This window comes from Methylomonas rosea (assembly GCF_024505055.1).
Taxonomy (GTDB): Bacteria; Pseudomonadota; Gammaproteobacteria; order Methylococcales; family Methylomonadaceae; genus Methylomonas; species Methylomonas rosea.
In genome coordinates, this window is the sequence record NZ_JANIBL010000018.1 from 46904 (window position 1) to 71421 (window position 24518).

15 protein-coding genes and 1 pseudogene are annotated in these 24518 nt (G+C 52.5%); 3 read left to right on the top strand and 13 right to left on the bottom strand.

Annotation, left to right across the window (positions count from 1 at the left end; genetic code table 11):
- Positions 1-196: 196 nt before the first annotated feature.
- The gene (locus NP589_RS07775) at positions 197-1384 is read left to right on the top strand and encodes a DUF484 family protein (RefSeq protein WP_371929655.1); all 1188 of its coding nucleotides are present in this window, start codon (positions 197-199) and stop codon (positions 1382-1384) included.
- Here NP589_RS07775 and galE read toward each other — a convergent pair.
- The 5 genes from galE to NP589_RS07800 form a co-directional block, all read right to left on the bottom strand.
- Positions 1381-2427, bottom strand: a complete 1047-nt coding sequence (gene galE / locus NP589_RS07780) for a UDP-glucose 4-epimerase GalE (RefSeq protein WP_256606467.1) — start codon at positions 2425-2427, stop codon at positions 1381-1383. The genes NP589_RS07775 and galE overlap by 4 nt on opposite strands.
- A gap of 15 nt (positions 2428-2442) precedes the next feature.
- Complete coding sequence (ttcA, locus tag NP589_RS07785) at positions 2443-3300, bottom strand: tRNA 2-thiocytidine(32) synthetase TtcA (RefSeq protein WP_256606468.1); 858 nt, start codon at positions 3298-3300, stop codon at positions 2443-2445.
- 46 nt (positions 3301-3346) lie between these two features.
- A complete protein-coding gene (gene fabB / locus NP589_RS07790; protein ID WP_256606469.1) occupies positions 3347-4567 on the bottom strand; it encodes a beta-ketoacyl-ACP synthase I in 1221 nt (406 codons plus the stop codon).
- A gap of 10 nt (positions 4568-4577) precedes the next feature.
- Complete coding sequence (fabA, locus tag NP589_RS07795) at positions 4578-5093, bottom strand: 3-hydroxyacyl-[acyl-carrier-protein] dehydratase FabA (RefSeq protein ID WP_033156420.1); 516 nt, start codon at positions 5091-5093, stop codon at positions 4578-4580.
- Between the two features lie 77 nt (positions 5094-5170).
- Complete coding sequence (locus NP589_RS07800) at positions 5171-7039, bottom strand: transglycosylase SLT domain-containing protein (RefSeq protein WP_256606470.1); 1869 nt, start codon at positions 7037-7039, stop codon at positions 5171-5173.
- 151 nt (positions 7040-7190) lie between these two features.
- Here NP589_RS07800 and NP589_RS07805 point away from each other — a divergent pair, with 151 nt between their 5' ends.
- Both NP589_RS07805 and NP589_RS07810 read left to right on the top strand, forming a co-directional pair.
- Positions 7191-8987: an ABC transporter ATP-binding protein gene (locus NP589_RS07805; RefSeq protein WP_256606471.1), complete on the top strand. Its 1797-nt coding sequence runs from the start codon at positions 7191-7193 to the stop codon at positions 8985-8987.
- Positions 8987-9817 (top strand): PHP domain-containing protein, encoded by an 831-nt coding sequence (locus NP589_RS07810; RefSeq protein WP_256606472.1) that lies wholly within the window; start codon positions 8987-8989, stop codon positions 9815-9817. The genes NP589_RS07805 and NP589_RS07810 overlap by 1 nt, the downstream gene beginning before the upstream one ends.
- Here NP589_RS07810 and NP589_RS07815 read toward each other — a convergent pair.
- From NP589_RS07815 to NP589_RS07850, 8 genes and pseudogenes are all read right to left on the bottom strand, one after another.
- Entirely contained in the window at positions 9814-12672 is a 2859-nt protein-coding gene (locus NP589_RS07815; protein ID WP_256606473.1) for an EAL domain-containing protein, read from the bottom strand. The two genes, NP589_RS07810 and NP589_RS07815, sit on opposite strands and share 4 nt — an antisense overlap.
- 1 nt (position 12673) lies before the next feature.
- Positions 12674-14818, bottom strand: coding sequence for a two-component system response regulator (locus tag NP589_RS07820; protein ID WP_256606474.1), 2145 nt, complete (start codon positions 14816-14818; stop codon positions 12674-12676).
- Complete coding sequence (locus NP589_RS07825) at positions 14818-17562, bottom strand: response regulator (RefSeq protein ID WP_256606475.1); 2745 nt, start codon at positions 17560-17562, stop codon at positions 14818-14820. Before NP589_RS07825 ends, NP589_RS07820 begins: the two co-directional genes overlap by 1 nt.
- Positions 17563-17594: 32 nt before the next feature.
- Positions 17595-18098: a YfiR family protein gene (locus tag NP589_RS07830; RefSeq protein ID WP_256606476.1), complete on the bottom strand. Its 504-nt coding sequence runs from the start codon at positions 18096-18098 to the stop codon at positions 17595-17597.
- Between the two features lie 169 nt (positions 18099-18267).
- A complete protein-coding gene (locus NP589_RS07835) occupies positions 18268-20337 on the bottom strand; it encodes a TonB-dependent receptor plug domain-containing protein (RefSeq protein ID WP_256606477.1) in 2070 nt (689 codons plus the stop codon).
- 13 nt (positions 20338-20350) lie between these two features.
- Positions 20351-22318 carry a TonB-dependent receptor plug domain-containing protein gene (locus NP589_RS07840; protein WP_256606478.1) on the bottom strand — a complete coding sequence of 656 codons (1968 nt, stop codon included), beginning with the start codon at positions 22316-22318 and terminating at the stop codon, positions 20351-20353.
- Positions 22319-22729: 411 nt separating this feature from the next.
- Complete coding sequence (locus tag NP589_RS07845) at positions 22730-22990, bottom strand: DUF2024 family protein (RefSeq protein WP_256606479.1); 261 nt, start codon at positions 22988-22990, stop codon at positions 22730-22732.
- A 416-nt stretch (positions 22991-23406) separates the two neighbouring features.
- Positions 23407-24518 (bottom strand): annotated as a pseudogene (locus NP589_RS07850) (IS3 family transposase); the annotation flags it as partial.

Below are 24518 nucleotides of genomic sequence, written 5' to 3' on the forward strand. Positions count from 1 at the left end.
GCGAGCCGGCGCTTGACGTAATTAAACCCAGGTAAAATGCTGAACAAGCAAAATACGAACCATGATCTAAGTACTTTGATTTTTATAGATAAAAGGGAAAGACTGTGGCGGAAAAATCCGGGAAATGCCGCGGTCAAGTGGTCAAATGCCTGTTTTTTAGTGTCGGTACGGGCGTTAGCTGTACTGGAAGTGCCTGTTGGTACACACTTTTTCCGCGAAAACTGCTAGTCTTATCACCTCGATTAAGCGGGTGGGGCTGAGCTTGGAACAGGATATAACAACAGATTTGCGGGTGTTGGAAAGTCATTTGGACGGTATGCTCAACCGTGTCCAACATAACAGCCTGACCTTAAAGCGATTGCAAAGCTTTGAAATGCGCTTGTTGGGGCTTAGTTCGCTGGCGGAAATGATAGAGTTCATTCTAGGTGAAGCCAAGGCGTTGTTCGATTTGGACGTGATCAGCTTGTGTTTGATCGACGCTAAAAACGAAATCGCCGGCTATCTGGAAGTGGATAATTATAATTATCGGGACAGGGAAGGGTTGTTTTTAGCAAGTAGCGAATGGCAATTGCGCCATAGTTTTGGTTTGTCCGATCAGCCGTTTCTCGGAAGCTATCAGACCACGGTCTGTGAAAAGTTTTTTTCCGAATCCAATCAACAAAAGCCCGCGTCAGTAGTCATCGCGCCGCTGATTCGTCGGGACAGGTATCTGGGGTCGTTGAATCTGGGTAGCTATCATAACGAGCGTTTCATGCAAGGCATGGCCACCGATTTTGTCGAGCATATCGCTTCGGTGATCAGTATTTGTCTGGAAAACAATTTAAACGTCGAAACCATGCGTCGTACCAGCTTGGTTGACCCATTGACTGGCGTGAACAACCGGCGATTCCTCGAGCAGCGCATAGAGGAAGAGCTGGATCGTAGTCAACGCAATCGCGAGCCGCTATCTTGCCTGTTTCTGGATATCGATTTTTTTAAACGTATTAACGATGGCTTCGGGCATCAGGCCGGTGATCATGTACTGGCTGTGGTGGCCGGTATTATCAAGAAATTGCTGCGTAATAACGATGTGCTGGCGCGTTATGGTGGCGAGGAATTCGTGGCATTGCTGTCGCAAAGTGACGAAAGTACAGCCTCCGAAATTGCCGAGCGGATTCGCTTGAGCATTGCTAATTTGCAGGTGGAATATGGCGAGCAAAGTGTTCCGGTAACTATTTCAATCGGTGTGGCGACTTACCAGCCCAGTCGGTCGCAAAAAAAACCGGTCGCCGAGATTGCGCTGCAATTGGTGCAAACCGCCGATGCTGCCTTGTACGAAGCCAAACGCAAAGGCAGAAACCGTATTGAGAATGGCGGATTGGTACTGGTTGTCGAGTCGGTTTAGTTGTAACCGTTGGGATTGTTTTTCTGCCAGCGCCAGGTATCGGTCATCATTTGTTTTAAATCCCGCTCCGCTTTCCAGCCTATTTTCTCTTCCGACAAACTTGGGTCGGCGTAGCAGGCCGCAACATCGCCGGCTCGACGTGGTGCGATTTTGTAGGGAACTGCCTGATCTGTTACTTCGATAAAGGTCTTGACCATTTCCAACACGCTGTAGCCGTTGCCGGTGCCTAAATTAATCGCATCACAAATTGCAGTATCGGCAGTTTTACCGAGCAGGTATTGCAAGGCTTTAATATGGCCTTGCGCCAGATCGACCACATGGATGTAATCGCGGACGCCGGTGCCGTCCTTAGTGGGATAGTCATCGCCGAACACCGACAGAACCGGCAATTTGCCGATGGCGACTTGCGATAAAAACGGCATCAGATTATTGGGTATGCCGTTGGGATCTTCGCCGATCAAACCGCTGCTGTGTGCGCCGATGGGGTTGAAATAACGCAGTATTGCAAATTGCCAGGGCTGGCTGGCTCCGTTCAATGCGTCGGCATTGCCGACATCGCGCAGGATTTCTTCGATAAACAGTTTGGTGCGGCCGTAAGGGTTGGTGGCTTGCAACGGGAAGCTTTCCAAAATCGGTACGCTGTGCGGGTCACCGTACACAGTCGCGGACGAGCTGAATACCAATCGTTTCACCGCAAACTCGTTCATCGTCTCCAGCAACACCTGGGTGCCGTAGATATTGTTGCGGTAGTAACTTAGGGGTTGTTGGCAGGATTCGCCAACGGCCTTTAAGCCGGCGAAATGGATCACCGCATCGATCTTATGCGCTTTGAAAATCTCGCGCAGCGCGGTCTGGTCGGTAATGTCGGCTTGATAGAAACCGGGTTTTTGCCCGGTAATGGTTTCGATGCGTTTCAGCGATTCAAGTTTGCTGTTGCTGAGGTTATCCACAACGATGATCTCGAAACCATTATTTAATAGTTCCACGCAGGTATGGCTACCAATATAGCCGGCACCGCCGGTCACCAAAATTGTGTTTTTCATCGTTGCATTCCGTGGTTAGCGTTCGAGGATGTCCAGTCCTGCTTCGTCTGAGACAACGCGCGGCAGACTTGCGTCGGGGTCACGGCGCAGGCCGGCAAAGTCGAATAAACTGGCGTCAGCCATTTGCGAAGGTGCTATGTTTTGCAGGCTGGCGAAAATGGTTTCGATACGGCCAGGGAATTGTTTATCCCAACCATTCAACATTTGCTTCATTGCTTTGCGTTGCAGGTTTTCTTGGGAACCGCATAAATTGCAAGGAATGATCGGAAATTGTTTGAAAGCCGCGAAGCGGTTGATGTCTTTTTCCCGGCAATAAGCTAGCGGGCGAATCACGATGTTTTGTTTATCGTCGCTGAGCAATTTCGGCGGCATGGCTTTTAATTTGCCGGCGTAGAACATGTTCAGGAAGAAGGTCTCGATAATGTCGTCGCGGTGATGGCCGAGGGCGATCTTGGTGATCTTATGTTCTTTGGCAAATCCATACAAAGTGCCGCGCCGCAACCGGGAACACAGGCTGCAAGTGGTTTGGCCTTCCGGGATGATGCGTTTGACGATGCTGTAGGTGTCATGTTCGATGATGTGGTAAGGCACGCCTATCGATTGCAGATATTCCGGCAGCACGTGTTCCGGAAAGCCCGGCTGCTTTTGATCCAGATTGACCGCAATAATCTCGAAATTGATTGGCGCGGTTTTCTGCAAGTTCAGCAGAATGTCCAGCATCGTGTAAGAGTCTTTGCCGCCGGACAGGCAGACCATTACCTTATCGTCCGGTTCTATCATGTTGAAGTCGGCGATGGCTTCGCCGACGCAGCGTCTCAGGCGTTTTTGCAGCTTGTTAAACTGGGTGCGGGATTTGTGTTCTGGATCGGACATGGATGCGGTGAAAGGCGGCTGAAACTAGTGTTCCAGCCGCGCATAATTAGCCGTTATAGCGTTGGAAAATAAGCGTGGCGTTGGTGCCGCCGAAGCCGAAGCTGTTGGACATGATCGTGTTCAGCGTCACGTTATCCCGGTACTCTCTAACAATCGGAATGCCGGCCGCACCCGGATCAAGTTGGTTGATATTGGCGGATGCACTCAAGAAGTTTTCTTGCATCATCAGCAAGGAATAAATGGCTTCGTTGACGCCGGCCGCGCCCAAGGCATGACCTGTCAGTGATTTGGTTGAACTGACCGCCGGTACGCCGTCAGCGCCGAATACTTCGCGCATCGCTTCCAGTTCGCGGGTATCGCCTACCGGGGTGCTGGTGCCGTGAGCGTTGATGTAGTCTATTTTATCGGTGACGGTAGCCAGGGCTTGCTGCATGCAACGCACCGCGCCTTCGCCGGAGGGCTGTACCATGTCGTAGCCATCGGACGTCGCGCCGTAGCCGACTAATTCGGCGTAGATTTTTGCGCCGCGCGCTTTGGCGTGTTCCAGTTCCTCGATCACCAACACGCCGCCACCGCCGGAGATGACGAAGCCGTCGCGGGTTTCGTCGTAGGGGCGGGAAGCCGTGGCTGGTGTGTCATTATATTTTGAAGACAGCGCGCCCATGGCGTCGAACATCACCGACATGGTCCAGTGTAGTTCTTCGCCGCCGCCCGCGAAAACGATGTCTTGCTTGCCCAGTTGAATCAATTCCATGGCGTGGCCGATGCAATGGGCGCTGGTCGCGCAAGCGGAACTGATGGAGTAATTGACGCCTTTGATCTTGAAAGGCGTGGCCAGACAGGCTGTGTTGGTGCTGGACATAGCCCGCGTCACCATATACGGACCGACTTTCTTCACGCCTTTAGAACGGAGAATATCGGCTGAATCCACCAAGTTAGAGGTTGAAGGTCCACCGGAGCCCATCACTAAACCGGTACGGACATTGGAAATTTGCGACTCTTCCAGGCCGGAATCGGCGATAGCTTGTTCCATTGCCAGATAGTTGTAGGCTGCGCCGTCGCCCATAAAGCGTTTAACTTTGCGGTCTATTGCTTCATCCAGGTCGATGTTGACCGGGCCGTGCACATGGCTGCGAAAGCCCATCTCTGCATAGACCGGCGCGTGAACGATGCCGGAACGGCCGGTTCTCAAAGAATCCACCACTTCGTCCCGGTTGTTGCCGATGCTGGAAACTATCCCTAAACCTGTTACAACTACGCGTTTCATGATGGTTTCCTTAGAAATCTTGGGTGGACGTAAACAAACCGACTCGCAAATCGGTCGCTTCATAGATTTGTTTGCCGTCGACTTCCATCGTGGCATCGGCGATGCCCATGACCAGCTTGCGCAGAATCACGCGTTTCAAGTCGATTTTGTAAGTGACTTTTTTGGCTGTCGGCAGCACCTGGCCGGTGAATTTAACTTCGCCGCAACCTAGCGCGCGACCTTTGCCGGGACCGCCCAACCAGCACAAATAGAAACCGACCAATTGCCACATCGCGTCCAAACCAAGGCAGCCGGGCATGACCGGGTCGCCTTGAAAATGGCAGTCGAAAAACCATAGTTCGGGCGTAATATCCAACTCGGCAATGATTTCGCCTTTGCCGTACTTGCCGCCTTCATCGGAAATATGGACGATGCGGTCCATCATCAGCATATTGGGAAGCGGTAGCTGCGCGTTGGTCGGGCCGTATAACTCGCCGCGGCCGGACATTAATAATTCTTCGCGCGTGAAACTGTGCTGCTTCTCCATCTTAATTTTTACCTGGTTGGTGGGTTCAAAAACTGCGGCATTATCTAATAACCGGCTTAAAAAATCAGCTCAATTTTTCATCCGGGCATTACCTCGCGCAACAGATCGTCAATCTTTAAGCTGTCTCGTTGTAGGCGCTGCTGGTAGATCAAGCTATACATCAACACCGATGCGACATAAGCCCGAGTCTCCTTATAAGGGATGGTTTCGATCCAGATGTCGGCCGGTAGCGTGCGGTTTTCCGGCAGCCAGCGCTTAACTTTGTTGGCGCCGGCATTATAGGCCGCAGTGGCCAATGCGACGTGGCCATTGAATTGGCGCAGGAGTTTTTTGAAATAAAATGCACCGTACTTGACGTTGAGTTCCGGTTTGAACAAGTTGTAGTCGCTATCCCAGCTATCGCGCAAGTCGGCGGCGATTTGCCGGCCGGTGTTCGGCATGACTTGCATCAAGCCCTTGGCGCCGGCCGGCGAGTCGGCCAATTCATCGAACGCGCTTTCCTGGCGGATCAAACCCAAAATTAAAGCGGGATCCAATTGTTGCGCTGCGGCGTTGCTTTGGATTGGCTGGACATATGCCAGCGGGAAGCGCAGATTCACATCGTCCCATTGGTTAGCCTTGGCTATCGTGGCAATTGCCAGAGCCGGACAATTCGCCTGTTGTGCCAGTTTAGCGGCGGCGGGCAACTGCCGGCTGTCGAGTTTTGCTATCGCGTACCACCATTGGCGTTTGGCTTCCGGCTTTCTATCGATAGCGAGTAGTTCAGAAAACACGTGAAAGTCGGGTTGATTTTGTAAAAGTTCCAGATCCTGACTAGGCACCGTTAACGGTCTATCGACCAGTTTTATGGCTTGCCTTAATCTGCCGGCCGCCAGAAAGCCGTAAAAACTGCGATTTTTTGCCAGCTGTTGAAACAAGACATTGGCTGCTGCGCTGTGGCCCATTTCCGCCAGGCTTCGAGCTTGCCAGTACTGCCATTTTTCCCGAGTTTTTTCTTCGTCGTTAAGGCCGGTAATTGCGCTTGCGACGTCTTGCCAGTTTTGTGTGTTCAATGCGGCTCTAACTCGCCATTCCCGCGCCGATTCGTCGCTATTTTCCAGTCGCGACAAACGTTCGTAAGCGCGACTATCGTGCTTTAATGCCAACTCGACAGCTATGCGTTTTTCGATAAAAGCGGCTGTTGCCGGCGCCGTGGTGATTTGCGATTTATTGTTGTCCCACGTGGTCATGGCCGCTTCGACATTGGTTTCCAGCCAGCGATCAATCGCATGCGCAAACAACTCGCCTGCCTGTTCGGGGTATTCACGCCAGCCAGTCTCCGATGCAACACTTTCTGGCTGCCGGTGCAGCTTTAACCAGGTGTTGGCTAGATTAAGTTCCGGGCCGCTGAAAAATCGGGTCAAGTAACTTGCCAGGTTTTGATTGTCGCGTTTGAGCGCTGCCTGAAATCGCTGGTTAATCAGTTCCTTATTAAAATACGGCGATACTTTATAAGCGTCGAACAAGGCATCGCAATTATCCGGTTGCGATTTGCCGCTTAGCCACAAGGGGCGGGCTTGATTGAATGCTTCCAAGGTTTGGCCGGTCTGGAACTGCGCCAAGCCGGCGTAGCATTGCAACTCGGGATCGTCGCTGCCTTGATAATAATTCAATAACAGTTGCCACTGTTGCTTTTTACCCAATTGCACCAGCCATCTTTGCCGCAGCCCTGCTGCATAGCGGCTGGCGGCGTGGTCGACCAGAAATTGTTTGATGTCGCCATCTGCGTCCAAATGATTTTTAAGCCATTGGTATTGCAGATAAGGATACAGCGGGTAGTCTTTTAGACCTGAAGCCAGTGCGAGATATTCGGCATCCCGATTCTGATTTAGCGCTTGCTCGGCGCGCAAAAATTGCTGACGTTGGGTGGCTAAAGAGATTTCATCCGCCCGGGCACTGTTTGACAAAACGCCGGTCAGAGCGGCAAGCATTAAAAAACAGGGGATAACATGCATATCAATTTCCACGACAGCCGAGACTAAACACTGTGCAAGAAGTTTTTGCAAAGTGGGTCGGGCCATTATAATCGTTAAACTTCATCGAATTTGTTTCATTACCTTGAAAACATCACACCGCGCGGCGCAAGCCGAATATTCCTGGCAGTACATCTACAGCATCGCTAAGCAGCATAAAAAACAACTGATCAACGGCCATTTAGTTGCCATATTGGCGACTGTTGCCAGCGTGCCGGTGCCCTTACTGATGCCCTTATTGGTAGACGAGGTTTTGCTTAACCATCCGGGCGTAGTGCTGAACAGCCTCAACCCCTGGCTGCCTGGAGAGTGGCGGCAACCTATTGTTTACATTGCCATTATTTTGCTGGTCAGCTTGGTGTTGCGCTTGTTTGCCTTGGTACTAAACATTATGCAGACCCGGCAGTTTTCCAATATTGCCAAGGATGTGATCTTTCGGATTCGCGAAAGTCTGGTGAAACATTTGCAGCACATATCGATGTCCGAGTATGAAAGCCTGGGCAGCGGCACGGTCAGCTCACATATGGTGACTGACCTGGACACGCTGGACAATTTCATCGGCACCACGATCAGTAAGTTATTGGTGGCGGTCCTGACCGTGTTCGGCACGGCGTTGATTCTGCTGTGGATGCACTGGCAACTGGGATTGTTCATTATTTTTTTGAATCCGCTGGTAATTTATCTGGCCAGGGCCGTTGGCTCCAGGGTCAAGGAACTGAAAGCCAACGAGAACAAAGCCTATGCCGTATTCCAGCAGGCCTTGAGCGAAACGCTGGAGGCGATTCATCAAATCCGGGCCAGCAATCGCGAAGAGCATTATTGCCGGCAATTGATAGGCAGTGCGCTGGCGGTGAAAAATCATTCGACCATTTATGCCTGGAAAAGCGACGCGACGGTGCGTCTGAGCTTTTTGACTTTTTTATTTGGCTTCGACATATTCCGCGCCACCGCGATGCTGATGGTGTTGTATTCCAATCTGACCATAGGCGAGATGCTGGCGGTATTCGGTTATCTGTGGTTCATGATGGCGCCGGTGCAGGAGATTCTGAGTATTCAGCAGTCGTTTTATGCTGCCAAGGCCGCGCTGGCCCGTGTTAACCAGCTGACCCTGTTGCAGCGCGAACCCTATTATCCGCATTTGCAAAACCCGTTTGTCGGGCGTAAAACCGTGTCGGTCAGCGTTAAGAATCTGCACTTTAGTTACAAGGATGAGCCGGTACTGAACGGTATTAATCTCAACATTCCGGCCGGCGAAAAAATCGCGCTGGTCGGCGCCAGCGGCGGCGGTAAATCTACGTTGGCGCAAACCTTGATCGGCTTGTATCCGCCGGGCAGCGGCATGATTTACTTCGACGGTGTGCCGCTGGACAGGATAGGCTTGGATGTGGTCCGCGAACACGTGGCGACGGTATTACAGCATCCGGCCTTGTTAAACGATACGATACGCGCCAATCTGACTTTGGGCCGGGAGATTGCCGACCCGGAACTGTGGCGGGCCTTGGAGATTGCGCAAATGCAGCAAACCGTGGAAGAGCAGCCGCAAGGGCTGGATACCGTGGTGGGAAGACAAGGTATGCGTTTATCCGGCGGCCAACGGCAACGCCTGGCCATTGCCCGGATGATAGTCAGCCAGCCGGCGGTGGTGATTCTGGACGAGGCTACGTCGGCGCTGGACAGCGAAACCGAATATAAGCTGCACCAGGCTTTGAGCGCCTTCCTGGAAGGCCGCACGACCATCATCATTGCCCATAGACTCAGTGCCGTGAAACAGGCTGATCATGTGTATGTGTTCGAACAGGGCCAGATTTGCGAACAAGGCAAACACGATTCCTTGATTCAACAAAACGGCTTGTACGCCAAACTTTACGGTGATTACCAATAGTGTCGGAATTATACGATTTACACAGCCATTCCACCGCGTCCGACGGGGCCTTGTCGCCCACCGAACTGGTGCTGCGCGCTCAACAGCACGGCGTTACCGCACTGGCCTTGACCGATCACGACACGACCGCCGGCTTAGATGAGGCTACTCAAGCCGCCGCACAAGCGGGTATCCGCTTGATTCCAGGTATCGAATTGTCGGCCAGTTTTGAAAGCCATTGCCTGCATATTGTCGGTTTAAATATCGACCCGCTGCATCCGGTGTTGCTTGAGGGCATTGCTAAGCAACAACTGATTCGCGACCAACGCGCGCAAAAAATTGCCGAAAAATTGGCGAAGAAAGGCATAGCCGATGCCTATCCAACTTTAAGACAAATCGCCGGTAACGGTGAAATCACCCGTCTGCATTTTGCCGATTTTCTGGTTAATCAAGGCGTAGTCGAAACCCAGCAAGACGCTTTTGATCGTTATTTGAGCAAGGGCAAGCCGGCTTATGTGCCGACGGTTTGGGCCAGTCTGGCGGACTGCGTCGGCTGGATTCGGGCGGCGGGCGGCGTGGCGGTGTTGGCGCATCCGCTGCGTTATAAACTCAGTACCAAATGGATCAACAAAGCTTTGGTGGCATTTAAGGCGGCGGGCGGCCAGGGCATAGAAGTAGTGACCGGGCGGGCCAGCGTGGACGATATTCGCTTAAGTTATTTGCACGCCAGCAAACATCAATTGCATGCGTCGATGGGCTCGGATTTTCACGCGCCGGGCAATCAATGGCTGGAGCTGGGGCGTTTGGCGGCCTTGCCGGAGGGCGCAAGGCCGGTTTGGCAATTATTTTAGCCGAGCGGTTTTGGGCAATCAGGCGTAAACAGCCGGGCGAATTCGTCGGCGGGCAAGGGTTGATTCCAATAAAAGCCTTGCGCTTTGCGGCAACCGAGTAGATGCAGTTGCTCGGCTTGTTCCTTGGTTTCCACACCTTCGGCCAAGGTCAGCAGGCCCAGCGTATCGCCCAATTGCAGAATGGCTTTGACGATAGCGGTGTCTTCGGCTTTGCCGGAGGTTAAATCCCGGATAAACGATTGATCGATTTTTAGTTTATTCACCGCAAAGCGCTTTAAATAACTGAGCGAGGAATAACCGGTGCCGAAATCGTCGATAGCAAAGCTGACACCCAAGGCGCGCAATTGGGCGATGGTGTTGATGACCGCATTAGTGTCGTACATTAGTACCGATTCGGTTAATTCCAACTCTAAATAGTGAGGTTCCAGGCCGGATTCGGCCAGTGCTGTTTGCACCGATTCCAGTAAATTCCCGCGTTTAAACTGTAGGGCGGAGATATTGACGGTAACCAGCAGTTTCATGCCGGCATCGTGCCAAACCTTGTTTTGCTTACAGGCTTCGCGTAATACCCAGTCGCCTATCGGCACAATCAGGCCGTTATCTTCGGCGATAGGAATGAACTTGGCCGGCGGAATCATCGGACTGTTTTCCGGTTGCCAGCGCAGCAAGGCTTCCGCGCCGATCACCACGTTGTTGTGTATCGAATATTGCGGCTGATAGTGCAGCCGAAATTCGTTGCGCTTCAAGGCCATACGCAGACCGTTCTCGATATTCATCCGCTCGATTGAAGCCAGGTTCATATCGTTGGAAAAAAAGCGGAAGGTATTACGGCCTTCGTTTTTCGCAGAATACATCGCCGTGTCGGCTTTGTTGAGTAAGCCGTGAAAATTCAAGCCGTCATTAGGATACAAGCTGACGCCTATGCTGAAGGACGTGCAGAGGGTGACACCTTCGATCAGAAAGGGTTGTGTCAGTTGATCGAGAATTTTCAGCACAATTTGCGTGATTGCGTCAATGTCGGGAATGTCGGTGAGGATAATGATGAATTCATCGCCGCCTTGCCGGCAAACCGTGTCCACCTCGCGCACACATTGCACCAAACGCTCTGCTATGCCTTGCAGCAAGCGGTCGCCGACATCGTGGCCCATCGTGTCGTTAATATTCTTAAAATGATCCAGGTCCAGAAACAGCAAACCAACCAGTGTGTTGTTACGCACGGCATGGGCCATGGCCTGGTCGAAGCGGTCGCGTAACAAGGTGCGATTGGGCAGGTTGGTGAGCGGATCGTGGCGAGCCAGATATTCGATTTGCGCTTCGGCGGCCTTGCGCTCGGTAATGTCTGAAAAAATGCCGATGTAATGGCTGATCACGCCATGGGTGTTGTACATCGCGGAAATACCCAGCCACGCCGGATAGATCTCGCCGTTCTTGCGGGTATCCCAAACTTCGCCTTGCCAGTAGCCGTTTTCTCGTAAGGCCTGCCAGATGCGTTGATAGTGACTGATGTCCAGATGCCCGGCCTTGAGAATCGAGGGGGTTTGCTGCAACACGTCTTCGGCTCTGTAACCGGTGATAGTCGTGTAGGCCTGATTGCTGGAAACGATGCGGGTATTCGGGTCGCACAGGAAAATGGCTTCGCCGCTGTTTTCGAAGACTTTGGCCAGCAAATTCAGACGCTCGGCTGCCATTTTGCTGTCGGTGATGTCGGTGTGGGTACCCAGCATCCGCACCGGCTGATTTTGAGCATCGCGCTCGACGATACTGCCGATCGATAATACCCATCTCCAGCTATCGTCCACGCAGCGCTGCCGGTATTCCAGACGATATTCATCCAGCTCGCCGTTTATGTAATGCTGGTAAGTTTCGATAACCCGGTGCCGGTCATCTGGATGCAAGCGCATTATCCAGCTGTCGATAGTGGTGTCGAAACAGGCTGGGTCGTAGCCGAGCATGCTGGCATATTCCGCGTTCGTGACCATTTTTCCCGTCTGCGGATTGAGATCGTAAAAACCTTGTTTGGCTGCCTGCATGGACAGCCGCAAGCGTTCCTCGCTATCGGCCAATGCTTGTTGCGTACTGCGCATTTCGGTGATGTCGTGCGCCAGGCCGTTCACTGCAACCACCCGTCCCTGGTCGTCTAACATTGGCGACTCGTTGAGGCTGAGCACACGCAGGCTGCCATCCTTACTGCGCACTTCCACTTCGTAGTTGGGCGGTTTGATTCCCGCCAGGCACTGCTCGGTGTAGGTTCTGGCAATCCGGTTGATCGGGTTGTCGGTGGTGATGTCGAAGCAATCGCGATGCAATTCCTCGGGCTTGTAGCCGAGGATATGCTCCACCGAAGGACCCAGATAGGTAAAAATACGCTCGGTGTCGTGAGAATAAAGAAAGTATTCTCTACCTATACTTTCCACCAGGTCGCGGAAACGTTGTTCGCTTTGTTTGAGTAAGTTTTGTTGCTCTATCAGGTTTTGCGTGGTGCGGTGTGCGCGCAAAACATAACTGATGCGATGGGGCAACAGTGGCCATTGTATGGGTTTGCTAAGAAAGTCGGTGGCGCCAAGCCGAAAGGCTTTTTCTACCGCCTGCGTATCCTCAATGGCCGTCATCATCACAATCGGCACATTGCTGTCGCTTGCTGCGCGCATGCCGTGCAAGCAGCTGAAACCATCCATCTCGGGCATCATGACGTCGAGCAGGACCAAGTCCGGTGCCGCGACGATAAATTGCTCCAGTCCGGCTCGGCCGTTATCGGTTTCGATCAGTTCGTAGCCATCTGCTTGCAGGACTTGCCTGACCAGCAGGCGGACCATCGGATCGTCGTCAACCAGCAGGATACGGGCCTTGACAGTCATATCAGACCTGGCCGGTAATTAGGGTTCGCGAATTGAACCTAACTACAAATGCCGCAAACTCGCCAGCCGGCATGGGCTTGTTGTACAAAAACCCTTGTACTACCTCGCAACCGCTATCCAGCAGGAAGTTGGCCTGATCTTCGTTTTCCACGCCCTCCGCGACGACTTCCAGCGACAGCGCGTCGGCCAGCGCCAGTATCGCCGCAGTGATGGCCATATCGTCTTCATTGTGCGGCAGATCGCGGACGAAACAATGATCGACTTTCAATTCGGAAATGGGGAGTTTTTTTAAATACGACAAGGACGAATAACCGGTACCGAAGTCGTCGATACTGATTTTGACGCCCAGGGCTTGCAATTCGCGCAGCGTAATTAACGCGTCGTCGATGTGGTCGAGCAAAATGGTTTCGGTCAGCTCCAGCTTTAGGTAGCGTGGTTCCAGGCCGATGTTGGATAGTACCTCGCGGACATGATTGCCGAAGCCGTATTGTCTAAATTGGGTGGCGGACACGTTAACCGCCATGACCAGACCCTGACAAAGTCCCGATTGCTGCCAGTCCAGAGCTTGGCGACTAGCATTTTCCAGCACCCAATCGCTGATTTGGGCAATCAAGCCCGAGTCTTCGGCAATCGGAATAAACTGCGAGGGACCTATCAGACCCAACTCTGGGTGTTGCCAGCGAATTAAGGCTTCGCAACCCACCACTTGCTGGTGGCGGATATTGATTTTGGCTTGATAGTAAAGCTGTAATTCATCGCGTTCTATGGCCCGGCGCAGGCTGTTTTCCATCGCCAGTTTATGAAACGCGGCAACATTTAGCGATTTACTGAAAAACTGATAATTATTATGGCCGTGTTCGCTGGCATGGTTCATCGCGAACTCGCCGTTTTTGATGAAACTGTCTTCATCCTGGCCGTCGCCGGGATAGACGGCGATGCCGATACTGATGCCCAGAAACAGTTCCGTGTTGTCCACCGGAAAAGCCTGCTGCATCGCGTGAAAAATCCGCTTAGCCACTTTGACGCTATCGCGTGTGTCCTCGATATGATTCAGCAACACGGTGAATTCGTTACCGCCCAGCCGGGAAACAGTCATGTCCGCGAAATCATAATCGGCGTTGATGGAGATATAGTCGCAATCCCGCACTTCGACTAGTAAGCGCTCAGCGAACAATTTCAATACCTGATCACCGATTTTCGGGCCTAGGGTTTCGTTGATGCGCTTGAAACGGTCAATACTGATAAATAAAGTCGAAATTACCGTGCCGTAGCGCGTGCAGTAGGACATTGCTTGCGCCAGGACTTCCTTGAATAAGGTGCGGTTGGGCAGGCCGGTTAGCGGGTCGTAGTAGGATAACAGCCGCACCCGTTCTTCTATGTCACGGCGTTCGGTAATATCTTGCAAGGTGCCGTGAATATGGCTTACCTGCTCATCGTCGACTACGGGCTTGCCTTGAATATGAATCACATGGTTGCCACCATCGTGATGAGTAACCGGTAATTCCAGGCGAAAGCTGCGCTGGTTCTTTACGCACAGATCCATGGCTTGTTGCAGTTTGCCGACTTCCGAGGGATGCACGGATTTGTATAAGTCGCGGCATTTATGTTCGAACGATGACCGAGTCGTGCCGAGAATATTAAAGACTTCTTCCGACCATTGCATATGGTCGTCGGCGACAGACCAGTACCAACTGCCCAGTTGCGCTATTTTTTGCGCTTGGCGCAGTTCGGCTTCGCTTCGTGCCAGTTCCTCTAACGTGGCAACCGAGCGTAGCAAGTAACGTAAGCGATGTGGCAAGGTCGGCCAATTGAGCGGTTTTGGGATAAAGTCGGTGGCGCCCAATTGAAAGGCGCGATTGACCGATTCCAGGTCGTCCATGCCGGTCAGCATCACCACGGGCAACAGGCTGTTGCCGGGCATGTTTTTGATCGCTTGCAAGCAGTCGAAGCCGTTGAGGTCCGGCAACATAACGTCCAGTAATACCAGATTGGGCCGTTCGCTGGCTGCCAATGCCAAGCCTTGTTTGCCGTTAGCCGCGCAAATAACATCAAACTCTTCTCTTTGCAGAATTTCCTGCAACATCAGACGCACCATATCGTCGTCGTCTATTGCTAAAATCAGGCTGCGTGCAGGTAATCGTTCCATTATGAAGGTATGAGTTGCGAAAGCCGCTGGAGAATTTCTTTATATTCTGTTTGCAGGCTTTCGGCAACCCGGGTATCGAATTGCAAAGTGTTGTTCCGCGCAGCATTTTCAAGCGCGCGCGCCAGTTCCGCCAGGTTTAGTGCGCCTATGTTGGCGGCGGCGGATTTTAGGCTATGCGCGGCGTGCCTCACTGTCTCCGTATTGCGCTCCCGCAGGCCAGTACGCAGTGTCGTGATATGTTGCTCGGCATTTGTGCGAAATAAGGCCAACACATCCTCGACCAGCGCGTTGCCGCCAATTTCCCGCAAAGTATTTAGCGACGAAGGATCCAGCGTTGCGTGAATCGGTTTAATCGCGGCTGTGGCTGAATTGACAACTGTTGTAGTTTGCTGGGCTACCAACGCCTGGATTTTGTCTTGCAAGGTTTTTTGTAAAAACGGCTTGCTAAGATAATCATCCATGCCGGCCTGCAAACAGCGTTCGCGATCACCTTCCATCGCGTTGGCGGTGAGGGCGATTATCGGGGTTCTGGTCACATTGCGACTGAGTTCCAGGTCGCGAATATTCTGGGTTGCGGTGTAACCATCCATGACCGGCATCATGCAATCCATCAGGATTAGATCGACAGGCTCGCGGCCGATAATGTCCAACACTTCCCGGCCGTTATTCGCCAGCAACAGGGTGTAGCCAAGCTGGCGCAACATGGCGCTGCAAACTTTCTGGTTAACCGGATTGTCCTCGGCCAGCAGGATTCTAATTGTTCTAGGGGCCGAGGCCGGCACACTGATCGATTGCGGTTTTTGCGACATTAGCCCGAGTAGGGCCTCTTGCAGGGTGCGCCTGTGTATGGGCTTGTGGAGATACAGGTCGCAGGAGCTGCCGCGAATTTTGGCTAATATGTCTTCGTCGTTGCTGGAGGTAATGATGACGATGCGGATACTGGCAAATCGCCAGTCTATACGAATCCGTTGGGTTAATTCGACGCCGTTCATGCCCAGCATTTTCATGTCGAGCACGGCAATGTCGAAGAATAGACCTAAGTGTGCCGACTGATCGAGAATCTCCAAGGCATGTGCGCCATTTTTGGCGACGCGGGTAAACATCCCAAAATCGGTCAAGTGATTTTCCAGGATTTTTGCATTGGTGGCGTTATCTTCCACCAGTAAGACTTGCTTGCCTTGCAGATCGTTGCCGGGCAAGGTTGCAGGCTGGGCTTCGTTGGCTTGGCGGAGCGGGATGTGTAGGGTGAATACCGAGCCGCTGTTCGCGCGGCTTTTTACCTGGATATTGCCGCCCATCAATTCGCTGAGTTCCTTGCTGATCGCCAAGCCCAGGCCGGTGCCGCCGTATTTGCGGGTCGTGGAGCCGTCGGCTTGACTGAAGGATTTGAACAAACGGGTTTGGGTGTCCGCGGGGATGCCGATGCCGGTGTCACTGATACAAAATTCCAGGCACATGCCATCAGCGGTTTGGCAACGATCCGGATCGGCAACAGTGACCTGCATTTTTACCGAGCCGGCTTCTGTAAATTTGATGGCGTTGGATAACAAGTTGGTGAGTATTTGCCTTAAACGGTAAGGGTCGCCTCTGACATCGCGCGGCACGCGGTTGTCGACGGTGCAAATTAGTTCGATGTTTTTGCTGCTGGCGCGTTCGAAGAACAAGGCAGCGAGTTGGTCGGTGAGATTGATCAAGTTAAAGTCGATTTCTTCCAGTTCCAGCTTGCCGGCTTCGATTTTTGAAAAGTCCAGAATGTCGTTAATCACGGTCAGCAGTGAATCGGCGGAACTGAACACGGTTTCCGCGTACTGCCGTTGCGTGGTGTCCAGGTCGGTACCTAACAGCAATTCGGTCATGCCCAGCACGCCGTTCATCGGCGTGCGAATTTCGTGGCTCATGGTTGCCAGAAATTGCGACTTGGCGATATTGGCGGCTTGGGCGTCGACTACGGCCTGACGCAGGTCGGCGGTGCGTAGATCGACTTCCTTCTCCAGGTTGCCGCGCTGATTTTCCAGTTCGGCATCGCGTTGCTGCACCCGCTCGATCATCTGATTGAAGCTTCTTACCAATTGGCCGATTTCGTCCTCGCCTTCACCTTGGGCGCGTACCATGTAGTTGTTGTCCCTGGATACCTGTTTGGCTAAGGACGACAGCCTGATCAGCGGCGCGGCAATCGATTCCGCCAAGCGCCGTCCGAAAAAAACGGCCAGAATAAACGACACCACCATCACCAAAAAAATTTGGCCCAGGCTGATAATCACCATACGCCACATCGGCTTTAAATCGAGCTGCAAGCGCAAGGTGCCGATCACGTCCCCGTTATCGTCGGGTAAGGGGTTCAAAATTACCTGGCTCAATATCCGCAGGCCTTGGTTGCGTTGTTGTTGTTCCGCATCGTTCAGGGTGTAGGGGAAACTGTCCGGTGCAGCCTTGGCCGGATAATGCGCGAAAATTTCGCCGTCGTTTTTATAGAGCTGCGCGGAGATGATTTCGGACTTACCGCGTAAGGTCGCCAGAATGTCGGTGCCGGTTTTGGTGTCGCCGAACAGCAGGGCGGCGTTGGCATTAAATCCGATCATTTTGCCGAGCGAACGCACCTCTATCGACAGTTCTCGCCGTTCCTGCCAGATATGAGTAATGCTGGTAATTAACAAGGTAAACAGCAGAGCCAATGCCAAGGTGATGGCTTGCAAGCGTTGTAGCTTGTAGGTCATCGGCAGATTGGCGAGTTTGTCGCGAATCATGGTTGGCGTCGAGATGTCATCTGCATACAGGCTTATTTACCGGCCAAAATGTTCTTAGCCAGTTTCAGCAGTTGGGCGCTGATTCGGGTGTTGCCGGCGTTCGCGGTTTCTAAGTTAATTTCGAAACTGAGCCGATTGCCGTCCTGGATCAAACCTATTGTACCGCCCTGGTTGATAAACCCGGATTTGTCGCTGACGCTGACTACCGGCGAGCCTTTTAATTCGCGTGCATAATCGCCCGGATTATCGGCGGTATCGATAAAGATGAGATGGCAGGACTTCAGATCCTTGGCTGATATATTGCGGACGATATCCAAGGGCTTGCCGTTCACGGTTTTGCCTTCCAGCATCAGCAAGTGGTCGCCGAAATCGGTATGACTGCTCAGACACAAGGTATAACGATTCTGCGCGGTTGCCGACTCCGGCCATTCGATAAACTTAAAGAAATTGTATAAAAACGCCACTTTCACCGCAGCTTCGCTGGCCGCTTCGGCTTGGCACAGATGGCTGCTGAACAATAATGGTAGCAACAGCATTTTGCTGAATGCCGTGATAGGCGCGAATGTGCGTTTTTCCGGGAGGCGCGGGCACGAGGCGTCACAGCCGCGATTTCGGCACGATCCGCAAAATCTCGCATAGCTACGGTGCAAGATTCGACTCATGTTCGGCACCTGTTCTTTGCTGTATGCATAGTGTCGGTGCCGCTTAAAAGTCCCAGCGCAAGGTGCCGTATACCTCGCGTTGAACGGCTGTGGCAGTGGAAAACATATCCGAGCCGTATTCGAAATGACTGCTATTCAGCAGATTCCGGCCCACCAGCGCCAGTTCCACGCCGGAGCCCAAATCCCATCCCAAGCGTGCATCCAGATCCTGATAAGCTCTGGATTGCGAGCCGTTAAGGCCGGTCGCGTCGGAATAGCGCCAATTCAGATCCAGCTTGAGTTGCGGGGAGAGTTGATACATCGACCAGAGCATAGCTTTATGGGCCGGGTAACTGTCTCCGGATATAAGGGTAGTATTCGCCGGTGCCATCGGGGATAGACGAAAGCGTTCTTCTTCGTGGCTATACGTGGCGCGAAGTTTCCAATCTTCAGTCGCTTGCCAATCGACACTGATTTCGCCGCCGTAGACTTGCACATGCCCGTAGTTGTTGTAATCCAGCGTCTGCAACATGTAGCCGGCGAAGCGTTGGATGTTGGGCGTCAAGCTGGCGTAATCGTCGTAGCTGTAATGATACAAGGCTACATCAGTGCTGAGTTGGCGACTGATTTGGCCGCGCCAGCCAAGTTCGAAGCCAAGCATTTTCTCGGCGGTTAAGTCGGGGTTGCCGGTTAGACTGCGCAGTACAGGCACGGTATTACCGCGTATCGTGTATGGCTGGGTTTGCAGGCCGTAGGAAATGTTCTGTTCGACCCAATTGGGCGTGCGCACCGAGCGGGATACCGAGCCCCAGAACGAATGCTTTTCGTCGGGTGTCCACAGCAAGCGCGCGTTCGGCTGCACTTCGAATTGCGTGACCGGGTTGTGTTCCAGCTTGCTGCCCAAGGTCAAATGCCAACGATCAGGTACCAAGGTGATATCGTCCTGCGCAAACAGGCTGTAGATACGGTCGGTACGGTTGTTGGAACTCATGGAGATTTGCGGGCTGTCCTCAAAATTATTCAGATTGAAACGGACGCCGCTGCCCCAAACGAACATATGGCTATCGTTTAGCTTGTAGTTATGCTGAAAATCGACGTCGATGTTATCGATTTGATATTCAGAATCCAGGTAGGGCGATTTCCGGCTGTGTCTGTCCCAATACATACGTAATACGGTATTGGAGTCCGCGCTTTGATGCTGCTCCCAGCGGCCTTGAATGTAGTGACCGGAGAACAATTGATCGGTGGGTAATTCTCGGGAAAAGGGCGGTGCCAGTACCGGCGTGTGTTGTGATGTCAGCGATGGAAACTGTTGCAGCGCGCCATTGCTTTCACCCAGATAGGCATCGCCTTGCAGACTCAGTTTATTGGTAAAGTCGATGGCTTTGTCATAACGAAAACCGATTTTGCTCATCTCGCCTTCATCGCCGGCGTTGCCGCTGGTGCCGAGGGTTTTTGAGTCGCTGTAGTTAGCGTGGCGGCCGTACACTTTTAGATAGGCGTCTCCACCCAAATCGGCGCCGTAGCGCAAACCACCGCCGTAGCGTTGAGTGCCGACATGGCTGGATACCAAACCGCCTTGCGTGTCCTTGGCGGATTTGGTGATGATGTTGATGACGCCGTTGACCGCGTTGGCGCCCCACAAGCTAGCGCCGGGGCCGCGGATGACTTCAATGCGTTCGATGTCTTCCATCATTACATCTTGTTGATCCCACCATACCCCGGAAAACAGCGGGTTATACACGCTGCGGCCGTCTACCAACACCAGCAATTTATTGACAAATTGGCTGCTGAAGCCGCGCATCGATACGGCCCATTTATTGCCGTCCACCTTGGCGACATGCATGCCCGGAACCACGCGCAACGCTTCCGGTATGGTGGTGGCGCCGGTGCGGCGGATTTCGTCGCTGCTCAGCACGAACAGGGCGGCCGGAACGTGTTTGATATCGGTAGGTACTTTCATCACCGAGGTCACATCGAGATTCATCAGTTGCTCGACGCTGAGGCTGGTCAAATCCGGCAAATTGTCACGTTCAGGCTCTTGATTGGCAGCGTATGAGGTATTTTGTCCCAAGCACAACAGCGCTCCTAGGCCAATAGCCCAGGATTTCGGTCGATAAAACGCCTTGTTCATATAATCGGCCCTTTTAAAACGTCAACTGTAGTTTCAAGCGAAATTCCCTGCCGTTCATCTGTAGCAGGTCGAATCGGTCGCTGTTGATCAGCATTTCATAATGGCTGTCGAACAGGTTATAAACCCCGAAGGATACGTCCATTCCACGCAGCAAACGATCCGTGCTCAAATTCAGATTGACCAGATTGTAGGCATCGGCTTCGCCGCCCTGGAATGTCTTGCGGTCGCCAATGTAAATGTTCTCGACACCGAGCCTGACAAAATCGTCGAACAAAGGCTCAGCATAGTGTAATTTGAAAATATTTTGCGGCGAACCGTAAGCCCATACACCGTGTTTGCCTTCGTTAGTAAACAGACTGTAGGTGTACGAGGCCTTGAACATTCTGCCGCTGTCCCAACGTTTTTCCGCTTCCCATTCCGCACCGTAGGCATGATATTTTCCGACGTTATCCAGCAGCGCCGTATCGGGGTTGGCTTTCAATAACTCGGTGATGTCGTTGTAAAACAGGGAAACCAGCAGTTTCAGCCCGGCATTGGAATGCCATTCTGCAATTGCCTCATAGCTTCTGATTTGCTCTTCTCTAAGCTCAGGACTGACGCCGTAATAATATTTGTTGTAATCCAGGTTCCAGGCATGCGGGGCGCGGAATGTCGAGCTGTACAACAGCTTGAAGGTGGTGTTCTCCAAAGGGTCCCAGATCAAGCCCAGACGCGGATTGAGTTGTAGACGTTTGAGCATGTGGGTCTGATCTAGGCGCAGCCCGGCGCTGAAAACCAGATTGTCCAGTAACTGGATGTCGTCTTGGGCGTAGAGTTCGACGCGGTGGCCGCTGAGGTCGCTATCTTGGTAAATTTGATAGGGGTCGGTAACATAGCCGAATTGGCGCTGGGTTTGGTCGTATTGATATTCCAAGCCGAAAAGTAGTCTATGTCCGTCGAATATGCTAGTCGTCAGTTGCGCTTCGCCGCCCCACCAGCGGCCGCTGGTTTGGTCGTGATAAATGTAATTGCCGAAGTCATTGAACGGGTCCTCGGCCATGTAATCGTAGCCCTGGTAAAAACCCTTGGCCATGAACGAGGTCTTCGCACTCAGGGCTTTTTGATATTTCAGATTGGTGAAAAATTGTCTGTCGTAAGTATGCGATCTGGGGTCGTTGAATATGGCACCGAAAGCTGCGGTCGGTACGCGCTTGTAGCGATCAACAAAGCCGCCGCTGAGGGTGAATTCTTCGAACTGCATCCGCCCGAACAAGCGGTCAGCGCGTTCGGTATCCATATTCTGCGCGATACCGTTGTTGGTGCTGGGGTCGTCGAAAGCCGGGAAATAGAGATTTTCCACGCCCTGGGTATCGTAATGCGATGCCGACACCAGCACATCGGTGCCGTTATCGAATTGCTTTCCATAACTGACACGGCCTTTATAGGTGTCGAAACTGCCCACTTCACCGGCGATTTGCGCCCCATTTATGGCTTTACCTTTTTTAGTCACGACGTTGATCAAGCCCAAAAAGGCGTTGGCGCCGTAAATAGTGGAACCGGAGCCGGGGATAAATTCGATGCGTTCGACCAAATCCATATCCAGCATGAATTCCTGGCCGATATTGCCGGAATCGAAGATATTCTCGTTCATGCGTTGGCCGTCGATCATGAACAACACTCGGGAATTGTAGTCGCCGGACTGAATGAAGCCGCGCACGCCGACAAAACTATAGTTACGATCATTGCTGATAAACAAGCCGCGCATGCTGTTCAGCGCGTCCGCCAGCGTCCGCCAGCCGAAGGTGCGGATGTCGTTTGCCGTTAAAATAGAAACCGAACTAGGGGCTTGGCTGGCTTTTTGACCCAGCCTGGAGGCGCTGATGATTTCCACATTCAGCAACTGCTCGATAGACAGCTCGGTTAAATCTTCCGATGCCTCGCTCACCGCCTGCGCGGCAGCCAAAGGCATCAACAACATACCAAGGACGATCAGCGCGCGCATTGAAAGTCTTGTCTAATGGATAGCGGGGACATAGATAATGATAAGACTCGGCTTGGTGCGTACGAACTGTCGATTAACGCGGGAAAGAAAAACGATTATTTTACAATAGATTATTGCTGTTCAAGCTACTTAGATTTCAATTCTGGGGTTTTTGGGGCAGGGATTTGCCTGATATGTTCTAAAGAGCGGCGCAGTGTTGGGAAGTAAAGCGGTTGGCGTGGTTTTGCATGAACTTCATCGCGACGATCAGGGCGCCTGTTCGACGCGCCTGTTTACGATTGGTTGATGCTCTTGCTGTTGACGAAGATGCGAACGGGGTCATTGCTGTTGCGTCTCGAAAGTCAGTTGTTTCCTCCGCCTAAATTCCGATCTGACATGGCAAGGCCCGCTGGCATAACAGCAACATGTTGATCAAGCTGGGCAACCTTCCATTTTGTATATGAAATAACCCTGGCGTTTAATCGTTTCAATCACCTCAGCCTGTGCTTGCTGAGTGTGGCAAAAGCGGCATTCCTTGCTGGACACGACCGCGTCGTTTTCTCCAATTGAAGCTAGCCACTGTTTGGCATATTGAATAGCTTGCTCGCCATCTTTACTGGCGATGAATACATCAAAGTGCATGACGTGGTTGTCTCGCGCTTTGACGTAGGTATCGTAAACATGGATTTCCATCAAAAACTCCCAGGTTAAAATGGTAAGAATTGGCTCGTGTCACCAGCAACCATAAAATTTCCCAAGGTCTGGCTATGAAACTGCCAGACGAGGCCTCGGCGAACACATAAAGATGACGGATTTACATCCGTCATCGACAGAGATCCGCGAGAGCATTCCCCTTGGGGTGAAAACGCCTTCACGGATTCGCTGAAATTCTATACTAATATCGATTCGATAATAAAAGCTTTTTCACCGTTCCCTTTTTGGGCATACGAAAAGACCGTCACGGATGTCGCAACGTTTCAATGCAACTAATACGAATTGATACCGGCAACTGATTACGGAACCGGAGATGCCTTAACTTATTGGGACAGAAGTGGCCGCATTCGTTTGAACAGCGAAACCTGAATTTAAAGTGAAATTCCTACCATGGTTTAGGCAGCCAACTTGAGGATTAGCAAGCCATCGTTATACGCCTGATGTGGCGTTTTTCGTTCCAAACTGGAATGGGGTCGTTCGTGGTTGTACCACTCGAAATAATCCAGAATTGAGGCGCGGGCTTGACCGACTGAATCGTAAACGTGCAGGTAGACTCGCTCGTATTTGACGGATCGCCATAGCCTTTCCACAAAGACATTTCCCGCCAGGCGCCGCGACCGTCCATACTGAGCTGGCAGCCCTGGCCTTTCACGGCATCGACAAACACCTTGGCGGTGAACTGGCTACCTTGGTGGTGTTGACGATGTCCGGCCTGCCGTAGTGTTTGAAAGCGTGCTCCAACACATCCACCGCATAACAGGCTTCCAGGGTGATCGCCACCTTGGCGGCCAGGACTTTGCGCGTGGCCCAGTCGACCACCGCGGTCAAATACGCAAATCCTTTGGTCAGCGGAATATAGGTCGTATCCAGCGCCCAGACCTGATTGGCACGGTTGATGGTCATGCCGCGCAGCAAATAGGGATAGACCTCGTGACCAAGCGTCTTCTTGCTGGTATTGGGCTTGCAATACACGGCCTCGATGCCCACGCGCTTCATCAAGGTTTTCACCCGCTTGCGGCTGATCGCGATGCCTTGCCGATTCAGTTGATCCCGTAACTGGCGAGCGCCCATGAACGGGTGCTTCAGGTGCAGTTCGTCGAGTCGGCGCATGATGTCCAGATCGCGCTCCGAAACCGGTTTGGGCAGGTAGTACACGCTGCCACGGCTGAGGCCCAATAGCTTGGCCTGACGACCAATCGGTAGTTTGGCGTCACGGTTTATCATCGCTTTGCGCCTTGTGCCGTTTGGGTATCAGCAATCCCGCCTTGGTGAGCGCGTTCCCTAAAAAATCGTTTTCCAAGGTCAGTTGGCCGATTTTCGCATGCAGGGCCTGCAGATCAATCGGCGGCGATTCAGGCTCTGCGGACTTCCCAAACACCTCGGCAGCCCGCTCGCTCAGTTGCTTTTTCCAATCGACAATCTGATTTTGGTGAACCTCGAATTCCTGGGTCAACTGCGCCAGGGTTTTATCGCCCGCCAAGGCGGCTAACGCCACTTTGGCCTTGAA

Bases quoted from the DNA above. Each gene is read 5' to 3' on its own strand.
- NP589_RS07835 (WP_256606477.1), bottom strand. From the start codon at position 20,337: ATGAACAAGGCGTTTTATCGACCGAAATCCTGGGCTATTGGCCTAGGA.
- fabA (WP_033156420.1), bottom strand. From the start codon at position 5,093: ATGGAGAAGCAGCACAGTTTCACGCGCGAAGAATTATTAATGTCCGGC.
- ttcA (WP_256606468.1), bottom strand. From the start codon at position 3,300: ATGTCCGATCCAGAACACAAATCCCGCACCCAGTTTAACAAGCTGCAA.
- NP589_RS07815 (WP_256606473.1), bottom strand. From the start codon at position 12,672: ATGACTGTCAAGGCCCGTATCCTGCTGGTTGACGACGATCCGATGGTC.
- fabB (WP_256606469.1), bottom strand. From the start codon at position 4,567: ATGAAACGCGTAGTTGTAACAGGTTTAGGGATAGTTTCCAGCATCGGC.
- NP589_RS07820 (WP_256606474.1), bottom strand. From the start codon at position 14,818: ATGGAACGATTACCTGCACGCAGCCTGATTTTAGCAATAGACGACGAC.
- NP589_RS07840 (WP_256606478.1), bottom strand. From the start codon at position 22,318: ATGCGCGCGCTGATCGTCCTTGGTATGTTGTTGATGCCTTTGGCTGCC.
- NP589_RS07825 (WP_256606475.1), bottom strand. From the start codon at position 17,562: ATGATTCGCGACAAACTCGCCAATCTGCCGATGACCTACAAGCTACAA.
- NP589_RS07845 (WP_256606479.1), bottom strand. From the start codon at position 22,990: ATGGAAATCCATGTTTACGATACCTACGTCAAAGCGCGAGACAACCAC.
- galE (WP_256606467.1), bottom strand. From the start codon at position 2,427: ATGAAAAACACAATTTTGGTGACCGGCGGTGCCGGCTATATTGGTAGC.
- NP589_RS07830 (WP_256606476.1), bottom strand. From the start codon at position 18,098: ATGCTGTTGCTACCATTATTGTTCAGCAGCCATCTGTGCCAAGCCGAA.